The following is a 19,273-nucleotide window of genomic DNA, read 5'->3' on the forward strand; positions in this document are numbered from 1 at the left end:
GAGGGGTTGGGGGTGGGTCGCCTTCCGCGAATTCCGAACCGCTAAGACACAAGCCGGCCTACCCACCCCCTGCCCCTCCCTTCCATGGAGGGGAGATCGTTGTGCACCGGGCGAATACAGCCTGCCCACACCAAAACTGGCACGCCCCTTGCTGAGCAACCCCTGAACCAGGGGCACCGCACACGGGCATGACCGTCAATCCTATCACTACCGGCCGGATCCAGTCCGCGATCGCGCTTGCGAGCAGCAAGACGGGCGTGGATTTCGACTATCTGCTGGGCCAGGCGAAGCTCGAGAGCGGGCTCAACGCCAACGCCAAGGCCGGCACCTCGAGCGCATCGGGCCTCTACCAGTTCATCGAACAGAGCTGGCTCTCCGTCGTCAAGAAGCACGGCGCGGAGCACGGCATGGCTTGGGCCGCGAACAGCATCGGCCAGTCGTCGAGCGGCCGCTTCTCGGTCGGCGATGCCGCCACCAAGGCCGCTGTCCTCGCGCTGCGCAACGATCCCAACGCCGCCTCGCTGATGGCCGCCGAATACGCGTCGGACAACAAGGCCTCGCTCGAAGGCACGCTGAACCGCCCGGCCTCCGGCACCGACCTCTACATGGCGCATTTCATGGGCCTCGGCGGCGCGACCAAGTTCCTCAAGACGATGCAGGCGAACCCGCAGGCGAGCGGCGCGGCGCTGTTCCCCGCCGCGGCACGCGCGAACCACAACGTCTTCTACGATTCGAACAACCAGCCGCGCACGCTGTCGGCGATCTACGACCGGTTCGCCGACAAGCTAGGCGGCGCCGCCGCGGGGGCAAGCGCGACCGCGACACCCGCCAACTACGCCGCGCAGTCGCTCGACATGAACGGCAGCACGATCATCACCGGCAACAACGAAAGCGCGGACGACGCGCTCGCCTGGGCGACTACCGCGATGGGCAGGTTCACCGGCAAGACGACGCAGGCCGCCGCGAGCATCTTGCGCCCGACGCCCGACACCGCACGGCTCGCGTACATGATGCTCGCACGGTTGGGCGGCTAAGCGATGAACCGCATTCTCTCCAACGCCAGGGCGTCGGTCCTGCCGCTCGCGATCCTGCTGCTGGTCCTCGTCATGGTCGTGCCGATCCCGGCGTTCATGCTCGACATCTTCTTTGTGGCGAACATCGCGATCAGCCTCGCCGTGCTGATGGTCGCCTTGAACGCGCAGAAGCCGCTCGATTTCTCCGCCTTCCCGACCGTCCTCCTGTTCGCCACGCTCTTCCGCCTCGGCCTCAACGTCGCCTCGACCCGCATCGTGCTGGTCCACGGCCACGAGGGCGAGAGCGCGGCGGGCCACGTCATCGAGGCGTTCGGCACGTTCCTGATCGGCGGCGATTACGTCGTCGGCATCTTCGTCTTCGCGATCCTGATGATCATCAACATGATCGTCGTCACCAAGGGCGCCGGCCGCGTGTCCGAAGTCAGCGCGCGCTTCACGCTCGACGCACTCCCCGGCAAGCAGATGGCGATCGACGCCGATCTGAACGCCGGCCTCATCACCCCCGACGAAGCCAAGGCGCGCCGCGTCGAAGTCTCCACCGAAGCCGATTTCTACGGCTCGATGGACGGCTCGTCGAAGTTCGTGAAGGGCGATGCGGTCGCGGCGATGCTGATCCTCGCCGCCAACATCATCGGCGGCCTGATCCTCGGCCCCGTCAGCCACGGCATGACGATCGCCGATGCGGCGCACAACTACATCCTGCTCGCGATCGGCGACGCGCTCGTCGCGCAGCTGCCGTCGCTGATGCTGTCGATCGCCGCCGCCTCGATCGTCACGCGCGTGACCTCCGACAAGGATCTCGCCGGCCAGATCGGCGGCCAGTTCGGGTCGCCCCGCACCTGGACGCCCGTCGCCGTCATCCTCGCGCTGCTCGGCATCCTCCCCGGCATGCCGCACATGGTGATCCTGCCCGCCGCGGCGATCGCCGGGTTCGCCGCGTGGAAGCTCCGCCAGATCGAACGCCGCCCCGCCCCCGTCGTGGTCGTCCCCGTCGAGACGATCGACCAGTCGAAAATCGGCTGGGAAGAAGTCACCGATGGCATGCAGGTCAATCTCGACATCGGCTACGGCCTGGTGCCGCTCGCCGACGAGCGTCGCGGGTCGCCGTTGATGAGCCGGATCACCGGTGTGCGTCGCCAGCTGTCGAAGGAACTTGGGTTCGTCGTGCCGCAGGTCCGCGTCCGCGACGACATCAACCTCGCGCCCTACGTCTACCGCATCCTCGTCAACGGCGTCGTCGTCGGCGAGGACACCGTGTCGCCCGACGAGATGCTCGCGCTCGACACCGGGCAGGCGTTCGGCGACCTGTTCGGCAAGAAGGTCAAGGACCCGACCTTCGGGCTCGACGCGACCTGGGTCGATGCCAGCGATGCCGATGCCGCGACCGGGGCGGGCTATCTCGTGGTCGATCCCGGCACCGTGATGGCGACGCATCTCAACCATCTGCTCGGCCAGAACGCGGCCGAGCTGCTCGGCCAGGACGAAGTGCAGGCGCTGCTCGACGGCCTGAAGGAACGCGCCGCGCAGCTGGTCGCAGCACTCGCGCCGCTGCCGATCACGACGCTGACGCAGGTCCTGAAAGGCCTGCTCGCGGAGAACGTCCCGCTGAAGGAATTCCGGCGCATCGCCGGCGCGATCGCGGTGGCCGCGCAGCGCACGCAGGACGCCGAGGAGATCATCGAGACGATCCGTCCCGAGCTCGGCGCGCTCATCATCCAGAAACTGTGCGGCGTGCGCGAACCGCTGCGCGTCATGACGTTGGAGGGTCAATTGGAAGGTCTGCTCGGCCAGGCGATGCGCGCCGATCAATCGCGCCGCCACGTCATCGAACCCGATCTCGGCCGCCGCATCGTCGAGGCGCTGCAACGCGCCGCCGAACCGCTGATCGCCGAAGCGAAGCCGTTCGCGCTTGTCGTCCAGCCGACCATCCGCATCGCCATCCGCAAGCTGGTGAAGACGTGCCTGCCCGATACGCCGGTAATGTCGTTCTTCGAGGTGCCGGAGGAGAAGGCGGTCGAAGTCGTCGCCGTCATCGGCGCCTCCCAACAGGCGCTGGCCGCATGAGCGCCCTCCCGATGCGCTGCGCGTTCGCGGATGCGCAGCCCTTCACCGGCCAACCCCTCACCTATCGCCCACACCAACGCCCCGGCGGCGACGCCGACCAGTTGGTGAAACAGCACCTCCCGCTGGTCCGCCGGATCGCCTGGCACGTCCACGGCAGCATGAGCAGCAGCGTCGAAGTCGAGGACCTGATCCAGGTCGGCCTCGTGGCGCTGGTCGAAGCCGCCGCGAATTTCGACGAACGGGGCATGCCGTTCAAGACCTACCTCATCACCCGCCTGCGCGGCAGCATGATCGACGAACTTCGCCGTCAGGCCACGAGCACGCGCGGCGCGATGCGTCGCCGTCGCCAATACGCAGAGGCGATCAGCACGCTAACCGCCCGCACGGGCAAGGCTCCAGGAGAAGACATGATCGCGCAGCACATCGGCGTCACGATCGAAAAACTCCGCACCGACTACGTCACCGCCGACGCGATCCGCTTCGACTCGATCGACGAGATGTACGCGGACGACCTGCCCTGGTTCGCCGACGACACGCCGGACGCATTCGAGCAACTCGCCGACAACGACATGCGCGAGGCCTTGATCAAGGCGATCACCGCGCTCCCCGAACGCGAGGCGCAGGTGATCCAGCTCTATTACGTCGAAGAACTCAACCTCGAGGAGATCGGCGAAGTCTTCGGCGTCGGCTCAGCGCGGGTCTGCCAGATCAAGGCATCGGCGCACGCCAAGCTGAAAAAAGCCCTCGCCCGCCAGCTATAACGCCCCTCAGCCGTTCGAACCGGGCGGCACCGGCGCATGAAATGGCGCGGCACGGCACCTGGCCGTAGCGCTCCGCGTGACGCTCCCGAGTAGCCGAATGACCTGATGGTCGACCAGCATCGCGGTCCTCCGATCGAACGTCATCAGTCGAGTCTGACTGCTTTCCCGTACGTCCGCGAGCTTGATCGGATCGGACGCGCGGTCGCTGATCGCATAGGTCTGTTCGGGCCCGCACGCCGCGTAGCAATAATAGCCCGCGGCCAGATCGGCGCTGAATGTCAGCGTGTAGGGAACGACCCTTGGCGCATTGCCGCCTGCCCGGATGGTTTCCGTGCCGTTGCACCGCTCGCCGATCCGGGCTTGTCCAAAAGCAGCGGTCGATCCGAGGATCGCGAGCGTGATCGCACCGATCGCGTGTCTCATGGTTATCGCCTCGCCCGTGTGATCGACGTGCAAACGTAATCCCGTGCCGCGCCGTCCGCCAATGACAATAGCGTCACCGAGCGCCTTCCGCGACGCCGCCCCGACCACGATGACGCGAATAAGAACGCAAAACCCCGGCAGCCATCGGCCACCGGGGTTTCATGCCGCCTCGCGGGAAGCGAGGCGGGTCCGACCGGCACCGTCACCCTGCGGGGGGCTGGTGCCGGTGCCGGTCCGGATTAACCCAGAAGCTTCAGCACGCTCTGCTGGCTCTGGTTCGCCTGGCTCAGCATCGCGGTGGATGCCTGGCTCAGGATCTGTGCTTTGGCGAGCGCGGTCGTCTCTGCCGAGAAGTCAGCGTCCTCGATACGGCTCTTGGCGTCCGACAGGTTGGTCGAGTTGGACGTCAGGTTGTTGACCGCCGACTGAAGCTGGTTCTGGGTCGCGCCCAGGTCGGCGCGGCGGCCGGCGATCGTCGACAGTGCGGAGTCGTAGTTCTCGAGCGTGGCGCCGGCCACCGACGTACCGGTGTCCGAGACGACGCTGCCGAGGGCGGTCGTCAGGCTGCTGCCGAGGTTCATGCTGATCTTGTCCGACGTGTTTGCGCCGGCCTGGATCGACACGACACCGGTGCCTGCCTTGTAATCGGCCGACTGCGGGGTGACGACGGCAGCCTTGTAATCGGCGGACGCCGCCTTGTAGTCAGCAGACGCAGCCTTGTAGTCGTCCGACGGAGCCACATAACCCTGATCGCCTGAGTTTCCGCCCGATCCTGCCGTACCGACCTGCGCCGTGCCGACCTGCGCCGTACCGACCTGCTTCGAGACGGTGACCGCTGCGGTGCCGACCTGGCCAGCCGTGCCGTCGAACAGCTTCTGGCCGTTGAACGCGGTGTTCGACAGGACGTTGTTGATCTGCTTGGCGAGCGAGTTCTGCTCGGTCGTGATGTTGGCGACATCGCTGGCCGAATAGGTGCCGTTGGTCTTCTGGACCTCAAGCTCGCGCATGCGCTGCAAGTTGTTCGTGACCTCGTCGAGCGCGCCCTCCGCGGTCTGCGCCATCGAGATGCCGTCGTTGGCGTTGCGGATGCCCTGGTTCATGCCCTTGATCTGCGACGTCATCGACGACGAGATGGCGAGGCCGGCGGCGTCGTCCTTGGCCGAATTGATGCGCTTGCCGGTCGACAGGCGCTCCATCGAGGTCGCGAGCAGGTTGGATGCCTTGGTCGATGCATTGGCGGACCGAAGCGCCGAGATGTTGGTACCGATGACAGTCATTGCGAAATCTCCGTGATCTTCGACGATCCGCGCCGCCCCCATGGCGAAGTGCCGATCCGTCAATGTGGGTAACGGCCGGTTCGGGACGGACTTAAGCGAAAAAATGCAGCCGGGACCGGGCCTCGCATGCGCCCGTACGTGTGCTCGCGCGCGCGTTCGTGTGCGCAAACGCGCGCCAGTGTGCCCGCGGAGACGCGCCCGGAAATAATCTGCCGGGGGCGGCAGAGTTTAACCGCGCGTTTACCACCAGTGCGGCATTCCCCGAATCGTTCAGGGGGCACTCAATGCGTTCAATTTTTCCATCGGCCGCAGTCACTTCGCGGAAATATGCGCTCGTTTCGTCGTTGCGCGCGCAGGGCTTCGGCGTGGGCTCGTTCGAAACCGCGCAGCCGGGTGCGAACGACCTGTTCCTGGTCGCCGACGGCGAAGGCATTGCCGCCCCTGCCCGCACCGTCGTGATCGGTTGCGAAGGTCGCGAAGTGACCCCGTCGCGCAGCGGTTCGCCGGCTCGGATCAGCTTTGCCGCCGAGGATACAGCCGTCGGCAACGGCTTCGCGCGCGCCCTGATCGGTGGGCCGGACATGCCGACCGCCGCCGACCCCGAATCGCTCGCGCTGCTCGCCTTGGCCGAGCGCGTCGCTGCTGCCGACATCACCGTGCTGATCAACGGCCCGACCGGCACCGGCAAGGAAGTCCTCGCCCGCGCCATCCACAATGGCTCCGCGCGGAAGGACAAGCCGTTCATCGCGATCAACTGCGCCGCGCTACCCGAATCGATGCTCGAGGCGCTGCTGTTCGGTCACCAGAAGGGCGCGTTCACCGGTGCGTCGTCAGGCGGCGACGGGTTCTTCCGCGCAGCCAATGGCGGCACGATTTTGCTCGACGAGATCGCCGAGATGCCGCTGCAACTGCAGGCGAAACTGCTCCGCGTGTTGCAAGAGCGCGAGGTCGTGCCGCTGGGCGCCTCGGTGCCGCAGCCGATCGACGTCCGCGTCATCGCCTGCGCCAACCGCGACCTCCACGCCGAAGTCGCCGCCGGCCGCTTCCGCGCCGATCTCTATTACCGCCTCGCCGTGTTCCCGCTCGCGACCAAGTCGCTGGCCGAACGCCCGCAGGACATTCCTGCGCTCGCCGCGACGCTGATCCTGCGTCATGCCGGCAACCGCAACGTCATCCCCTGGCCGAGCCATGCGGCGATCGAGCAGCTCATGCTGCACGACTGGCCGGGCAACGTCCGCGAGTTGGAGAACGTGATCCAGCGCGCGCTGCTGTTCTGCGGCGGCGATACGATCGAGGCGAACCACATCGTGTTCGACCGCCCGGTGACGATGACGTTCCAGCGCAGTGCGCCGGTCGTGCAGATCGCGCCGGTCGCACCGAGCGAGCCCGAAACCTTGGGCAACATCGTCCAGATGAGCGAGTTCGCGGCAATCCGCGAGACGCTCAAGGCGTGCAACGGCAGCCGGATCGAGACCGCCAAGCGCCTCGGCATCTCCGAACGCACGCTGCGCTATCGCCTCGCCAAGGCGCGCGAGCAGGGTGACGACATCGGCAGCGTCCAGAACTGGGCAGCCTCGGCATGAGCGGCGTCTCAGGCATCGGTGGCGGCGCGATGAGCGTCGACCGCGTGATGGCGCTGCGTTCGCAAATACTCGAACGCAACCAGGCGCTCTCGCGTGCTGGGGCGGCCGGGAATGTCACGCCGACCGAGACGGTCAAGCCGACCAGCTTCGCCGACTCGATGGAAACCGCGCTGAAGAGCGTCAACGACGGCCAGACCCAGGCCGCCAAGCTCAGCGAAAGCTATGAGCGCGGCGAGACGGTCGACATCGCGAAGGTGATGCTCGCCCGCCAGCAGGCGTCGGTCGGGTTCGAGGCGACGTTGCAGGTCCGCAACAAGCTGCTGTCCGCGTACAAGGATATCATGAGCATGCCGGTCTGACATGAGCACCGCACTCATCCCCGCATCCGGCGCGACCGAACGGTTCGCCAACCCCCTCCAGCAGATCAAGGGTGCGTTCGCGCAGCCCGCGGTCCGCCGTTCGCTGCCGATGGCGCTGATGGTCGGGCTCATCGCCGCCGCCGCGCTCGCATGGATGAGCCTGTCGACGCCGACGCAGAAAACGCTGTTCAGCGGCCTGCCCGATTCCGACAAGGCCGCGGTCACGTCCGCGCTGACGACGGCCAACATCAAGAGCCATATCGACGAAGGCACCGGCGCGCTGACCGTCGGCGAGGACGATTACAGCCGTGCGAAGATGCTGCTCGCGGGCCAGGGCCTGCCGAAAGCAGCGCCGGGCGGGTATGCGATCCTCGACCAGCTGCCGATGGGCGTTTCGCGCGCGGTCGAAGGGGAACGTCTCCGCCAGGCACGCGAGTCCGAGATGGCGAAGTCGATCGAGGAGATCGATGCGGTCGCCGAGGCGCGCGTGCATCTGGCGATGCCCGAAGCCTCCGTGTTCGTCCGCGACAACGCTGCGCCGTCGGCATCGGTGATCCTGAAACTCCAGGGCGGCCGCTCGCTGAGCGATGCGCAGGTCAGCTCGATCATCAACCTCGTCGCCTCGTCGGTGCCGGGGATGAAGCCCGAGGCGGTGACGATCGTCGACCAGATGGGCGCGCTGCTTACCAAGGCCGGCGGCAACGACGGCGCCGGTGCGGCCAGCGACGCGCGGATCGATATCCAGCGCCGCGTCGAGGACAAGTATCGCACGCAGCTGATCGCGCTGCTGACGCCGTTGGTCGGCGCGGGCAATTTCACCGCCGAGGTGCAGGCCGACGTCAATCTCGACGAGAGCCAGGCGACGCGCGAAAGCTACGAGAAGCAGGGCGTGCTGCGCGCCGAGACGGGCAACTGGACCGGCAACCAGAAGGACGGCGCCGCCGGTGCGCCCGGTGGTATTCCGGGCGCACTGAGCAACACGCCGCCTGCCGCGAGTACGCTGTCGACGCCACAGCCCGCTACAGGCAATCCGGGTACCGCCGCACAGCCGGTCGCCGGTGGCCCTGCCCCCGACGCGATGAAGCAGTCCGACCAGTATCAGCGCGCCTACGACCTCGGCCGCGAAGTGTCGGTCACGCGCGCTACGCCGGGCGGGGTAAAGCGTCTTTCGGTCGCCGTCCTACTCCGCGATCCCGAAAAGGGCCGCCGTACCGCGATGGAGATCAACCAGATCAGCGATCTCGTGAAAAGCGCGGTCGGCTTCGACCAGGCGCGCAACGACAACGTCACGGTCATCAGCCGCAAGTTCGCCGGCGCCGACGCCACCGCGACCAGCGGCCCGGCGTGGTACGACAATGCCTGGCTGCCGGTGCTCGCGCGCAACGGGACCGCGATCCTGATCGCGCTGCTGGTCCTGCTGCTCGGTGTCCGCCCGATCGCCAAGGCGCTGATGAAGAAGCGCGACGATGCCGGCACGCGCCCCGCGCTTGGCCAGCCGATCGGCGCAGCGAACGTCGACGGCATGGCGGTTGCAGCCCCCGTCAGCCTCGACCAGCTCGAGAACACGCGCGGCTATGACGATCGGATCGGTGCGGTCCGCGGCTTCACCCGCGACAATCCGACGCGCGCAGCACTGGCCGTTCGCGACATGATCAAGGCCGACGCGAAGTGAGCGAAGTCGGCCCCAGTGCTATTGGCCGCACCTACACCGGCGTCGAACGCGCCGCGGTGCTGATGATGCTCGTCGGCGAGGAAGAGGCCGCTGCCATCCTCCAGAAGCTGGAGCCCGAAGAGGTGCGCCAGCTCGGCGCGGCGATGTTCAAGGTCGCCGATGTCTCCGAGCAGGAAGTCGAGGACGTGCTCGACGATTTCGTCGGTCGCGCTCGCGAGCGCACCGCGATCGGTTTCGACCCACGTCCGCAGATCGAGGCGGTGATGAACCGCGCGCTCGGCCCCGAAAAGGCGGAGAGCGTGCTCGCGCGCATCACCCCGCCGGAAGCCGCGTGCGAACTCGAACTGCTCGACTGGCTCGAAGCGACCGAGATCGCCGCGATGATCGAGAAGGAGCATCCGCAGATCGCGGCGGTGCTGATCGCCAATCTCGACGCGTCGATCGGCGGCCAGGTGCTCGAGCTGCTGCCCGACGCGGTTCAGCCCGATATCCTCCACCGCATCGCCCGGCTCGGACCGATCACGCCCGAGGCGGTCGAGACGTTGAAGGTCGTGCTCGCCAACCGCACCGCCTCCGCACCCGGTGCTGCCGGCGTCACGCTGGGCGGCACGCGCGAGGCCGCCAAGATTCTGTCCGGCGCGCGCAAAGCGACCGAACAGCGCGTCATGCCGAAACTGTTCAAGATCGACCGCGAAGTGGCCAAGGCGATCGAGGAGGCGATGTTCGTCTTCGATAACCTGCTCGAACTCGACGACAAGAACCTGGGTACGCTGATCCGCAACGTCGACAGCGAGATCCTGACTAAGTCGCTCAAGGGCGTCGACGAAAGCATCCGCAACCGTTTCCTCGGCTGCATGTCGGCGCGCGCCGCCGACGGCATCCGCGACGAGATGGAAGCGCGTGGACCGATGAAGCTCGCCGAGGTGCTCGAAGCGCAAAAGGCGATGATCGCGATCGCGCGCGGGCTGGGCAAGGACGGCACGATCCAGATGGGCGGGGGGGAAGACGATTATGTCTAACGGCTTCACCGCGGGCTTCGCGTCGCGTCACACGACGACCGCGCACGTCTTGGCGAGCGCATTCGCACCACCATCCGGGTTCGCCGCAGCGGATATCCGCGAGCGTGCGACGGTGAGTCCGACCAACTTCGCGTCTCCGAACTTTTCTTCAGAGCCGAGCACGCCGCGCCACTTCAGCCCGGCCGACAAGGACGTGAACCCGACCGCCGGCTGGGATCCGCTCGATCCGGTCAGCGAATCGTCGTTCATCGATCCGCTCGCCGACGCGCATGCTGCCGGTTACGCAGAGGGCCTTGCCGCTGCGGCAGCGGCCGCACAGGAGACGGCTGCACGCGACGGCGCGCTGCTCGGCGATCTCGCCAGCGCGCTCGGCAACGACCGGATCGACCGCGACCGCGTTGCGGCGCAGCTCCGCCAGACGGTGCTCTTCCTCGTCTCGAAACTCGTCGGCGAAGTCGGCATCGCGCCTGACGTGCTCGCCGGCCGGATCGAGACCGCCGCCGAACTTCTGTCCGACTCTGCCGAATCCGCGCTACTCCGCGTCCACCCGGACGATGTACCGCTGCTCGAAGGCCGCTTGCCGAAATCGATCTTCGCCGCCGGCGACCCAAACGTTACGCGCGGCAGCTTCGTGCTCGAAAGCGCGTCGACGATCGTCGAGGACGGTCCGGAACTGTGGCTGGATCAATTGGCGCAGGCGATCGACCGCGTGCCGGTGCCCAAATGCTGAACCGCTTTACCGCCGATTATCTCGAAACCCTCTCCAACGCCGATTTCGTCGCCAAGCCAAAGGTCTCCGGCCGCCTCGCCTCGTTCGACGGGCTGCTGATGGAAGCGGTCGGCCTCACGCTGCCCGTCGGAACCGTCTGCCAAGTCGGCGAAGGCGCGGCGAGCGTCGAGGCGGAAGTCATCGGCTTTCGCAATGGCCGGACGTTGATGATGAACCTCGGTGGCGCCGCGGCCCTTCTTCCGCGCGCACCGGTCAAGCCGATTGGTGCGCCGGGGGAGGCCGAAGTCGGGGCTGCGATGCTCGGTCGCGTCGTCGACGGCGCCGGCAAGCCGATCGACGGCCTCGGCCCGATCCGCGGCGCCGGTCGCTGGCCGCTCGCGGGGAAACTCCAGTCGCCGCTCGATCGCGGGCGCGTGCTCGAACCGCTCGACGTCGGCGTGCGCGCGATCAACGGCCTGCTGACGATCGGCCAGGGCCAGCGTGTCGGCATCATGGCCGGCTCGGGCGTCGGCAAGTCGGTGCTACTCGGCATGATCGTCCGCGCCGCCCAGGCAGATGTGATCGTCATCGGCCTGATCGGCGAGCGCAGCCGCGAAGTCGCCGACTTCCTCGAAACCAAGGTCGCCGGCGCCGCGCGAAAGCGTTCGGTCGTGGTCGCCGTCCCCGCCAACCATTCCCCCGTCCTCCGCATCCGCGGCGCGCTACGGGCCCATGCGATCGCCGAGTCCTTTCGCGACGAGGGCAAGAAGGTCCTCCTGATCATGGACTCACTCACCCGCGTCGCCCATGCCGGTCGCGAAATCGGCCTCGCGCTCGGCGAACCCGCGTCCGCGCGCGGTTATCCACCCAGCGCCATCGCCATGCTGCCGAACCTGATCGAGCGCGCGGGCGTCGACGTCCACACCGGCGGCTCGATCACTGCGATCTATACGGTGCTGGCGGACGGCGACGACGGCAACGACCCGGTGGTCGATTCCGCCCGCTCGATCCTCGACGGCCACATCGTCCTCAACCGCCACCTCGCGGAGCGCGGCGTGTATCCGGCGATCGACATCGGTCCGTCGGTCAGCCGCGTGATGACCGACATCGTGCCCGCGCACCACGCCAAGGCTGCGCGGACGCTCCGCCGTCACCTCGCCACTTATGAGGAAAACCGCGATCTCGTGCTGATGGGCGCCTACCGCCACGGCGCCGATCCGGCGATCGACGCGGCGATCGCCTGTCACCCGGCAGTCATGGAATATATCCGCCAGGACGCCGACGAGACCGTGTCGTTGAACGACGCGGTCGCCGAGCTGACCGGCGTGTTCGGCGGCTGACATGGCGGATGCCCGCAGCAGGACGCTCGCGCGCATCCACCGCGTCCGCACGCTCCAGCTCGGCCTGACCCGCGCCGACGAAGCACGCGCGCACGACAAATTCGCCAGCGAACAGGCGCTCTCCGGCCGTATCGCGCTGCTCGCCGAAGCCGTCGCGCCGGTCCACGAAACGCAGGTCGCCGTGTCGCTCGGCGCCGCCGCGCACTACCGCGACCGCCTGCAACAGTCCGCTCATGCCGCGGTCGAGCGCGTGCAGGCGGCCGAATTTCATGTCGAGCGCGCAGCGGAAGCAACGCGCGCCGCCAAGCGCGACCAGAGCGCGGTCAAGAAGCTCCTCGCCCGCGCCGACGCCGATGCGGTGTTGAAAGCGATCCGCACGATGGAAGAGGCACCCGCCTTTCGGAAGGTTCGGCACGATCCTTGCTGAGTGTCGGGGAGAAGCCCGAACGCGAGTGCCCGAATGATCCAGACCGCGACCCTTTCCCGTACCGTTCCCCTCCATCCTCGCGCCTCTGCTGCGAAGAGCGGCGGCGAGTCGGGCGATTTCGCGGGCGCCTTCGAACAGGTCAGCGACGACGCGAAACCCGAACCTTCCGCCGCAGCGCCGGAAGACGAGCCCCGGCAGGACGACGCCGCGACCGGCAACGCCTTGCCGCTGCCGGATGTCGTGCCCGATGCCGCCTTCGTTTGGCAGCCGATCATTGCAACGCCTGCCCCTGCCCCAGCCGTTTCCCTGCCCGCTGCACGCATCATCGATGCATCGGCCATGCAACCAGCGAGCGTGCAGCGCCCGACCTTCGCGCAATCGCAGCCGCAGGCCGCCACGCCTGCTCCGATAGAGCCTCAACCAATCCTGCCCGCCGCGCCGATCCAAGCTGGCGGCACACCCGCAACGCAGTTCGCCGCCGCGATCATGGCCGCGATACCACCGGTAAAGACGGCCGTGCAGACGCCGGTGGACACGCCGACCACCGACGCGCCGCGTTGGGCCACGCCCGATACGACGCCCGTCACCCTCGCCGTCGCGCAACCGGATGTCGTCCAGCCGCAACCCGGCACGGTCGCGTCGGCTGCGATAGTGTTCGGCGCGGCGATCCAGGCCGCGACCAAAGAGCGTGACGAGCCAGATACCCCCGCCGCCCCATCCGATACGCCGCTGACTCCGGTGGGTGCGACCGCAACGCATGAGATCAAGGTTGCCGACGCGCAGCAGGCGCCACTCGACATGCGTCAGGAGCGCTGGCCGCACGCGATGATCGAGCGGATCGAGATGCTCCGCGATGCCGCCGACGCGGTCGACACGCGCATCCGCCTCGTCCCCGATGCGCTCGGCGCGATCGACGTTTCGGTGAAGACCGAGGGCGATACGGTTCGGGTGCACTTCAATGCCGAGCAGGCCGCGACGCGGACGTTGCTGGCGGACGCGCAGCCACGGCTCGCCGAACTCGCCGAGGCGCGCGGATTGAAACTTTCGCAAGGATCGCTCGGCGACAGCGGTGCGCAACAGCAGCGCGCGCCCGCGACTCCGCAAACCCCGAATCGCCCTGCGCCGGTCTCCGCCGTGATCGCGGACGCGCCCGACGACATACGAATCGCTTGAACCGAAGGACCCTGAAATCATGAGCGACACAAAAGAAACGCCCGACGCCGCCCCGAAGAAAAAGGGCAAGATGAAGACGATCCTGATCGGCGGCGTCGCGCTGCTAGTGCTGGTCGGCGGTGGCGTCGGTGCGGGCGTCTATGCCTCCAGTGCGGGGCTGATCGGCGGTGGCGGTCACGCCGCCGAAGCCGAGGACGGCAAGCCCAAGCTCGTCCCCAAGAGCGAGCAGAAGCACGCGACCGAGGGCGGCGAAGGCGGCGGTCATGGCGGCGAGGACGCAGCGCCCGAAAACCACGGGATGAAGCCCCCCGCAGGGCAGGGCGGCGACAAATATGCCTCCACCTACTACCCGCTGGAGAAGGATTTCACCTCGAATCTCCAGGACTCGGTGCACTTCGTCCAGGTCGGTGTCGCGGTCTCCACACCATACGACGACACCGTGATCACCAACCTGAAGACCAACGACATCGCGGTCCGATCGGCGATCTTGATGGCGCTCGGCGACACCACCGAAGAGCAGGTGATGAGCAGCGACGGCAAGCGCCAGCTGCAGGTCCGACTGGCGAAGGCGATCAACGATACGCTCAAGCAGAAGGAAGGATTCGGCGGCATCGGTAACGTTTACTTTACCAGTTTCGTCGTTCAGTGAGTCATGGTTAACGAGGCCTCAGCAAAGACGCGCGAGCGACGCGACCGGGATCGCTCCGGCGCGCCCAAAGAGGGCGTGTTGCACCAGGGCGTACTCGGCGGGGCCAAGCTCAATCCGTTCGGCGACCTGCACTCGCTCCAGCATTTGTCCGCCCGGTTCGCACGCGGTTTGCGCGGCGTGTTCGAGCCGTTGCTGCGCCAGGAAGTGCGCTGCTGGGCCGAGCCCTTGGTGGTCCAGCGCTTCACCGATTACCGCGCGGAACGCAGCGATGCGCTGACCGCGTGGCTGCCGCTGATCATGACGCCGGGGATGGCGCAGGCGCTGTGCATCATGGACGGCAAGTTCGTGCTCGAGATGCTCGACATGTTCTTCGGCGGCACCGGCGCTGCGCCGCACACGCTGCCGACCGAGTTCTCGCCCGCCGCCGAGGCAATGGTCGCGCGGATCGGCCAGATGATCGCGACGCCGCTGAAGACCGCGTGGGAGCCGATGGCACGGTTCGATTTTCTGCCGACGCGCGTCGAGGTGAACCCGGCGATGATCGCCGATCTCGACGGCGAGGACGCGATGATCGTCACGCGCTTCGGCATCGCCGCGGGCGCTGCGAAACCGGTGTTCCTCGATCTCGTCTACCCCGTCTCCGCGTTGAAGCCGCACGCGCCGTCGTTGACCGCGAAGGTCGTCGGCAAGTCGGCCGAGCCCGATCCGGCCTGGCGCACCGAGCTGACGCGGGCCGCGATGAACGTGCGCTTCCCGATCCGCTCGGTACTCGCCGAGCCGATCGTCAAGCTGACGATGCTGATGGACCTGAAACCCGGCGACGTGATCCCGATCACCATCTCGGGCGACGTGCCGGTGATGGTCGGCAACAACCGCCTCGGCTGCGGCACGGTCGGCACGTCCAACGGCTTCGCCGCCATCCAGCTCACCTCGATTACCCGTTTCGACGAAGGATTTGCAGCATGAACGACATGACCGGAGGCTTCCCCGTAGATGCTGCCGTCGCCGCCAATTTCCGGCTGCTCCAGGATGTCGACGTCAAGCTGACCGTCGAGATCGGCTCGACCAGCCTGACGCTGCGCGAACTGCTCGCGCTCGGCGAATCCAGCGTGATCGAGCTCGATCGCCAGGCCAACGAGCTGCTCGATGTATTCGTCAACGGCACGCTGATCGGGCGCGGCGAAGTGGTGACGGTCGGCGAGCGCTTCGGCGTGCGGATGACCGAGCTCGTGTCTCCAGACAAGCGCGGCTGAGCCCGATGCTGTGGACCTATATCCTCAAGCTCGTCATCCTGCTGCCACTCGTGTGCGGACTGATGTTCGGTTGCCTGTACCTGTGGCGCAAGTTCGAGAGCCGGATTCCGGGCAAGCCCTCGACGCGGCTGATCGGCGTCAAGGAAACGATGATGATCTCGCCGGGCCTGCGCCTCGCGGTGATCGATTTCGAGGGCCGCCGGCTGCTCGTCTCGGTCGGCCGCGGCGGCGTGCACCTGATCGACAAGGTCGACGCATGAGCGCGGTCGCTCGTCCGACGGTGACGCGGAAAGGCTCGGGCCCTGCCCTATTCGCCGCATCGACCGCCAAACCGTTTCCCCGCGCACGCGGGAATCCAGGAGCCACGAACGGTGCGCTGCATACTTCTGCGCCGCGCCCGCGCGCAAACGCATGGCTGTGGATAGGCCTCGCCGTCCTGCTCGCCCTCTTCCTTGCGATGCCCGCCTTCGCGCAAGGCGTCCCCGCTCCGACCAACCCCGCCGTCGGCGACGCGGTCGATCGCGCGCTCGGCCAGCTCGGCGGACAGGCTGCGGGCAACACCGGCCAGAGCGGCTCGCTGTCGCTGTCGCTGCAAGTCCTCATCATCATGGGACTGCTCACGGTCCTGCCGGGCATCCTGCTGATGATGACGAGCTTCACGCGGATCATCATCGTGCTCGCGATCCTGCGCCAAGCGCTCGGGCTGCAACAGACGCCGCCGAACCAGGTGCTGCTCGGGCTGTCGCTGTTCCTCAGCTTCTTCATCATGGCGCCGACGATCAGCCAGATCAACACGACCGCGATCCAGCCCTATGCCGCCGGGCAACTGGCGGGCACGCAGATGATCACGACCGCCGGCGTCCCGCTGCACGCGTTCATGGTCAAGCAGACGCGGATCAAGGACGTCACTATGTTTGCGCAGATCGCAAAGTCCGGGCCCTACGCGACGCCGACCGACATCCCCTTCTCGGTGCTGCTCCCCGCCTTTGTCACGTCCGAGCTGAAGACCGCGTTCCAGATCGGCTTCCTGATCTTCCTGCCGTTCATCGTCATCGATCTCGTCGTCGCGACCGTGCTAATGTCGCTCGGCATGGCTATGCTCAGTCCGACGATCATCTCGATGCCGTTCAAGCTGCTGCTGTTCGTGCTGGTCGACGGCTGGGCACTGACGATGGGCAGCCTCGCCAACTCGTTCGCGACCTGAGAGCATGGACGCGCAATATTTCCTGACCGTCGCCAATCAGACGATGTGGGTGCTGGCGCTCGCCAGTGCGCCGATCCTGATCCCCGCGCTGCTCGCGGGGCTGATCCTCGGGATGATCCAGGCGGCGACGTCGATCAACGAGCAGACGCTGTCGTTCGTGCCCAAGCTGGTCGTGGTCGCGGTGTCGATCCTGATCTTCGGGAGCCTGATCCTGGGGTTGCTGAGCGATTTCACGATCGGGATCTTCGAGCGTATCCCGGATCTGGTGAAGTGACCGCACTTGCTGCTCCCTTCCCGCTTGCGGGAGGGGTCGGGGGAGGGGCGTGCCTCATGAGCCGGACGCCGGTACGTACGTCGCGCCCTCCCCTAACCCCTCCCGCAAGCGGGAGGGGAACTTTACAGTGCTAGGCTTCGGCCTCTCGATCGAGCCGCAGCTCTGGGCGCTCGTGTTCGTGATGATCCGCATCGGTGCGACGTTCATCGCGGCGCCAGTGTTCGGCTCCGTCTCGGTACCGCTCACTGTGCGCGTCACGCTGTCGGGCGCGATCGGGTTCCTCGTGCTCGCGGCCCACCCAATCGTCCCACCACAGAACATCTTCGCGGTCTCCACCATACTCTCCGCCGCCGCCGAAGCACTCGTCGGCCTCGCGCTCGGCTTCGTCCTCCAGATCGCGTTCGCTGCGCCGATGATCGCGGCCGAAGTGATCGGCGGCGCGATGGGGCTTGGGTTCGCGTCCTCGATCGACCCGCAGAACGGCAAGTCCTCCCCTGCCCTCGGCCAGTTCTTCTCGATCATGCTGACGTTGCTGTTCCTGTCGGTCGACGGCCACCTGATCCTGATCGACCTGCTGGTGAAGAGCTACGACGTGCTCCCTCCGGGCGCCGCGTGGATCGGCGTCGAGCGGCTGAAGGCAATCGCGTTCTTCGGCGGTTATGCGTTCCTTGCGGGGCTATTGCTCGCGCTCCCGGTCGGTTTCCTGCTGCTCTGCCTTAACATCGTCGTCGGCATGCTGAGCCGTGCCGCGCCCTCGCTCAACCTGTTCGCGGTCGGCCTCCCCGCCAGCCTCGCGGTCGGCGTCGTCACGCTGGCGATCGCGTTCCCGACGATGGGCGACTACATGCTCGTCATCGTCCGCGAAGGCCTCGCCGCCACCGAAAACCTGGTGCTCGGCTGATGACTGAGGATTCGGGCGAAAAGACCGAAGCACCAACCGCCAAGCGCAAGAAGGATGCGGTCGAGAAGGGCGACATCCTCAAATCGCGCGATTTCGCCACCGCGCTCAGCATGCTCGCCGGAGTCGCCTGGCTGATCTACGCCGGCCCGACGCTGATCACCGCGTGCAAGGCGATCATGAGCTCGAGCTTCCAGTTCACGCATGCCGACGTCGAGGATTTTTCCCCCTGGCGCCCACTGATGGAAGCCGGCGGCAAGCTCGCGCCATCGCTGATAACCCTGTTCATCGTCAGCATCGGCGCCGCGATCCTGAGCCAGGCGGGGCTCGGCTCGCTCGGCTTCAACGGCGGACTGCTCGCCCCAAAATACAGCCGCGTCGATCCGGCTGCCGGGCTCAAGCGTATCTTCGGCGCGAACGGCTGGATCGAACTCGGCAAGTCGTTGCTGAAGGTGATCCTACTCGGCACGATCGGCGGCTGGATGCTGTGGAACGCCGCGCATTCGACGATGGGCCTCGCCTCATCCGCCGATCTTAACCAGGCGCTGTCGACGCTCGGCGGGATCTTCAAGGGCATCCTGATCGCGATGGCGTTCGGGCTGTGCGCGATCGCCGGCATCGACCTGCCGATCCAGATCATCCGCCGCTTGGGCAAGATGCGGATGTCGAAGCAGGAGGTGAAGGACGAGCACAAGTCGACCGAGGGTAACGGCGAGGCGAAGGGCCAGATGCGTGCCAAGATGCGTGCGATGGCGAGCGGCGGCCTGCGCAAATCGGTTGCGGAGGCGCATGTCGTTCTGACCAACCCGACGCACTTCGCAGTGGCACTACGCTATGATCGCGGCAAGGACCAAGTGCCGGTGGTGGTCGCCAAGGGCCGCGGTGCGACCGCGCTGGCGATCCGCGAGCTGGCTGGCGAAAGCCGCGTGCCGATCCTCGAATATCCGACGCTTGCGCGTGCGGTCTATTACACGAGCAAGGAGGGGCAGGAGGTCCGCGACGACCTCTATACCGCGATCGCGACCGTGCTTGCCTTCGTCTTCGGGTTGAACGCGGCGGCAGGTGGGACCACTCCGGGAGTCCAGCCGTTCGTGACCGTGCCGAAGGATGCGCGCTTCGACGAGAACGGCACGAAGCAGGCCTAAACATTTGTT

At 66.9% G+C, this 19,273-nt stretch carries 21 protein-coding genes; 19 read left to right on the forward strand and 2 right to left on the reverse strand.

Features of this window, described 5'->3' with window-relative positions; translation table 11 throughout:
- Nucleotides 1–188 precede the first annotated feature (188 nt).
- Genes ASE82_RS08845 through ASE82_RS08855 form a run of 3 tightly spaced genes read left to right on the forward strand, consistent with a single transcriptional unit; the run spans nucleotide 189 to nucleotide 3,859 of the window.
- Nucleotides 189–1,034 carry a hypothetical protein gene (locus tag ASE82_RS08845; RefSeq protein ID WP_056061602.1) on the forward strand — a complete coding sequence of 282 codons (846 nt, stop codon included), beginning with the start codon at nucleotides 189–191 and terminating at the stop codon, nucleotides 1,032–1,034.
- Nucleotides 1,035–1,037: 3 nt separating this feature from the next.
- Entirely contained in the window at nucleotides 1,038–3,098 is a 2,061-nt protein-coding gene (flhA, locus tag ASE82_RS08850) for a flagellar biosynthesis protein FlhA (RefSeq protein WP_056061605.1), read from the forward strand.
- A complete protein-coding gene (locus tag ASE82_RS08855) occupies nucleotides 3,095–3,859 on the forward strand; it encodes a FliA/WhiG family RNA polymerase sigma factor (protein WP_056061607.1) in 765 nt (254 codons plus the stop codon). The genes flhA and ASE82_RS08855 overlap by 4 nt, the downstream gene beginning before the upstream one ends.
- Before the next feature lie 6 nt (nucleotides 3,860–3,865).
- On the opposite strand, the gene ASE82_RS08860 is transcribed toward ASE82_RS08855, so the two are convergent.
- Both ASE82_RS08860 and ASE82_RS08865 read right to left on the reverse strand, forming a co-directional pair.
- Nucleotides 3,866–4,282 carry a hypothetical protein gene (locus ASE82_RS08860; protein WP_156348825.1) on the reverse strand — a complete coding sequence of 139 codons (417 nt, stop codon included), beginning with the start codon at nucleotides 4,280–4,282 and terminating at the stop codon, nucleotides 3,866–3,868.
- Nucleotides 4,283–4,521: 239 nt separating this feature from the next.
- Nucleotides 4,522–5,559 (reverse strand): flagellin N-terminal helical domain-containing protein, encoded by a 1,038-nt coding sequence (locus ASE82_RS08865; RefSeq protein ID WP_056061880.1) that lies wholly within the window; start codon nucleotides 5,557–5,559, stop codon nucleotides 4,522–4,524.
- 284 nt (nucleotides 5,560–5,843) lie between these two features.
- On the opposite strand from ASE82_RS08865, the gene ASE82_RS08870 reads away from it, so the two are divergent.
- From ASE82_RS08870 to flhB, 16 genes are all read left to right on the forward strand, one after another.
- Nucleotides 5,844–7,142 (forward strand): sigma-54 interaction domain-containing protein, encoded by a 1,299-nt coding sequence (locus ASE82_RS08870; RefSeq protein WP_056061612.1) that lies wholly within the window; start codon nucleotides 5,844–5,846, stop codon nucleotides 7,140–7,142.
- Nucleotides 7,139–7,501: a flagellar hook-basal body complex protein FliE gene (gene fliE / locus ASE82_RS08875; RefSeq protein WP_056061615.1), complete on the forward strand. Its 363-nt coding sequence runs from the start codon at nucleotides 7,139–7,141 to the stop codon at nucleotides 7,499–7,501. The genes ASE82_RS08870 and fliE overlap by 4 nt, the downstream gene beginning before the upstream one ends.
- Before the next feature lies 1 nt (nucleotide 7,502).
- A complete protein-coding gene (gene fliF / locus ASE82_RS08880) occupies nucleotides 7,503–9,173 on the forward strand; it encodes a flagellar basal-body MS-ring/collar protein FliF (protein ID WP_056061618.1) in 1,671 nt (556 codons plus the stop codon).
- Nucleotides 9,170–10,192 (forward strand): flagellar motor switch protein FliG, encoded by a 1,023-nt coding sequence (gene fliG / locus ASE82_RS08885; protein ID WP_082441387.1) that lies wholly within the window; start codon nucleotides 9,170–9,172, stop codon nucleotides 10,190–10,192. The genes fliF and fliG overlap by 4 nt, the downstream gene beginning before the upstream one ends.
- A complete protein-coding gene (locus ASE82_RS08890) occupies nucleotides 10,185–10,922 on the forward strand; it encodes a FliH/SctL family protein (RefSeq protein WP_056061621.1) in 738 nt (245 codons plus the stop codon). The genes fliG and ASE82_RS08890 overlap by 8 nt, the downstream gene beginning before the upstream one ends.
- A complete protein-coding gene (locus ASE82_RS08895) occupies nucleotides 10,916–12,241 on the forward strand; it encodes a FliI/YscN family ATPase (protein ID WP_056061622.1) in 1,326 nt (441 codons plus the stop codon). The genes ASE82_RS08890 and ASE82_RS08895 overlap by 7 nt, the downstream gene beginning before the upstream one ends.
- A 1-nt stretch (nucleotide 12,242) precedes the next feature.
- On the forward strand, nucleotides 12,243–12,668 hold the full coding sequence (locus tag ASE82_RS08900; protein ID WP_056061625.1) for a hypothetical protein: 426 nt from the start codon (nucleotides 12,243–12,245) through the stop codon (nucleotides 12,666–12,668).
- 33 nt (nucleotides 12,669–12,701) lie between these two features.
- Nucleotides 12,702–13,841, forward strand: coding sequence for a flagellar hook-length control protein FliK (locus tag ASE82_RS08905; protein WP_056061627.1), 1,140 nt, complete (start codon nucleotides 12,702–12,704; stop codon nucleotides 13,839–13,841).
- A gap of 19 nt (nucleotides 13,842–13,860) precedes the next feature.
- Nucleotides 13,861–14,490 (forward strand): flagellar basal body-associated FliL family protein, encoded by a 630-nt coding sequence (locus ASE82_RS08910; RefSeq protein ID WP_056061630.1) that lies wholly within the window; start codon nucleotides 13,861–13,863, stop codon nucleotides 14,488–14,490.
- A 3-nt stretch (nucleotides 14,491–14,493) separates the two neighbouring features.
- Complete coding sequence (locus ASE82_RS08915; RefSeq protein WP_056061632.1) at nucleotides 14,494–15,456, forward strand: flagellar motor switch protein FliM; 963 nt, start codon at nucleotides 14,494–14,496, stop codon at nucleotides 15,454–15,456.
- Nucleotides 15,453–15,743 carry a flagellar motor switch protein FliN gene (fliN, locus tag ASE82_RS08920; protein ID WP_056054132.1) on the forward strand — a complete coding sequence of 97 codons (291 nt, stop codon included), beginning with the start codon at nucleotides 15,453–15,455 and terminating at the stop codon, nucleotides 15,741–15,743. Before ASE82_RS08915 ends, fliN begins: the two co-directional genes overlap by 4 nt.
- 5 nt (nucleotides 15,744–15,748) lie before the next feature.
- Nucleotides 15,749–16,003, forward strand: a complete 255-nt coding sequence (locus ASE82_RS08925; RefSeq protein ID WP_056054129.1) for a flagellar biosynthetic protein FliO — start codon at nucleotides 15,749–15,751, stop codon at nucleotides 16,001–16,003.
- A complete protein-coding gene (fliP, locus tag ASE82_RS08930; protein ID WP_082441388.1) occupies nucleotides 16,000–16,947 on the forward strand; it encodes a flagellar type III secretion system pore protein FliP in 948 nt (315 codons plus the stop codon). The genes ASE82_RS08925 and fliP overlap by 4 nt, the downstream gene beginning before the upstream one ends.
- Before the next feature lie 4 nt (nucleotides 16,948–16,951).
- Nucleotides 16,952–17,221 (forward strand): flagellar biosynthesis protein FliQ, encoded by a 270-nt coding sequence (gene fliQ / locus ASE82_RS08935; RefSeq protein ID WP_055874447.1) that lies wholly within the window; start codon nucleotides 16,952–16,954, stop codon nucleotides 17,219–17,221.
- 127 nt (nucleotides 17,222–17,348) lie between these two features.
- Nucleotides 17,349–18,122 carry a flagellar biosynthetic protein FliR gene (gene fliR, locus ASE82_RS08940; protein ID WP_082441389.1) on the forward strand — a complete coding sequence of 258 codons (774 nt, stop codon included), beginning with the start codon at nucleotides 17,349–17,351 and terminating at the stop codon, nucleotides 18,120–18,122.
- A complete protein-coding gene (flhB, locus tag ASE82_RS08945; RefSeq protein ID WP_056061635.1) occupies nucleotides 18,122–19,264 on the forward strand; it encodes a flagellar type III secretion system protein FlhB in 1,143 nt (380 codons plus the stop codon). Before fliR ends, flhB begins: the two co-directional genes overlap by 1 nt.
- Nucleotides 19,265–19,273: the final 9 nt, after the last annotated feature.

It is taken from the genome of Sphingomonas sp. Leaf230, from assembly GCF_001421745.1.
Lineage (GTDB): Bacteria > Pseudomonadota > Alphaproteobacteria > Sphingomonadales > Sphingomonadaceae > Sphingomonas.

What these genes read in the sequence shown, in the direction of transcription:
- ASE82_RS08845 (WP_056061602.1), top strand. Translation starts at nt 189, where the DNA reads ATGACCGTCAATCCTATCACTACCGGCCGGATCCAGTCCGCGATCGCG.
- flhA (WP_056061605.1), top strand. Translation starts at nt 1,038, where the DNA reads ATGAACCGCATTCTCTCCAACGCCAGGGCGTCGGTCCTGCCGCTCGCG.
- ASE82_RS08855 (WP_056061607.1), top strand. Translation starts at nt 3,095, where the DNA reads ATGAGCGCCCTCCCGATGCGCTGCGCGTTCGCGGATGCGCAGCCCTTC.
- ASE82_RS08860 (WP_156348825.1), bottom strand. Translation starts at nt 4,282, where the DNA reads ATGAGACACGCGATCGGTGCGATCACGCTCGCGATCCTCGGATCGACC.
- ASE82_RS08865 (WP_056061880.1), bottom strand. Translation starts at nt 5,559, where the DNA reads ATGACTGTCATCGGTACCAACATCTCGGCGCTTCGGTCCGCCAATGCA.
- ASE82_RS08870 (WP_056061612.1), top strand. Translation starts at nt 5,844, where the DNA reads ATGCGTTCAATTTTTCCATCGGCCGCAGTCACTTCGCGGAAATATGCG.
- fliE (WP_056061615.1), top strand. Translation starts at nt 7,139, where the DNA reads ATGAGCGGCGTCTCAGGCATCGGTGGCGGCGCGATGAGCGTCGACCGC.
- fliF (WP_056061618.1), top strand. Translation starts at nt 7,503, where the DNA reads ATGAGCACCGCACTCATCCCCGCATCCGGCGCGACCGAACGGTTCGCC.
- ASE82_RS08890 (WP_056061621.1), top strand. Translation starts at nt 10,185, where the DNA reads ATGTCTAACGGCTTCACCGCGGGCTTCGCGTCGCGTCACACGACGACC.
- ASE82_RS08895 (WP_056061622.1), top strand. Translation starts at nt 10,916, where the DNA reads ATGCTGAACCGCTTTACCGCCGATTATCTCGAAACCCTCTCCAACGCC.
- ASE82_RS08900 (WP_056061625.1), top strand. Translation starts at nt 12,243, where the DNA reads ATGGCGGATGCCCGCAGCAGGACGCTCGCGCGCATCCACCGCGTCCGC.
- ASE82_RS08905 (WP_056061627.1), top strand. Translation starts at nt 12,702, where the DNA reads ATGATCCAGACCGCGACCCTTTCCCGTACCGTTCCCCTCCATCCTCGC.
- ASE82_RS08910 (WP_056061630.1), top strand. Translation starts at nt 13,861, where the DNA reads ATGAGCGACACAAAAGAAACGCCCGACGCCGCCCCGAAGAAAAAGGGC.
- ASE82_RS08915 (WP_056061632.1), top strand. Translation starts at nt 14,494, where the DNA reads ATGGTTAACGAGGCCTCAGCAAAGACGCGCGAGCGACGCGACCGGGAT.
- fliN (WP_056054132.1), top strand. Translation starts at nt 15,453, where the DNA reads ATGAACGACATGACCGGAGGCTTCCCCGTAGATGCTGCCGTCGCCGCC.
- ASE82_RS08925 (WP_056054129.1), top strand. Translation starts at nt 15,749, where the DNA reads ATGCTGTGGACCTATATCCTCAAGCTCGTCATCCTGCTGCCACTCGTG.
- fliP (WP_082441388.1), top strand. Translation starts at nt 16,000, where the DNA reads ATGAGCGCGGTCGCTCGTCCGACGGTGACGCGGAAAGGCTCGGGCCCT.
- fliQ (WP_055874447.1), top strand. Translation starts at nt 16,952, where the DNA reads ATGGACGCGCAATATTTCCTGACCGTCGCCAATCAGACGATGTGGGTG.
- flhB (WP_056061635.1), top strand. Translation starts at nt 18,122, where the DNA reads ATGACTGAGGATTCGGGCGAAAAGACCGAAGCACCAACCGCCAAGCGC.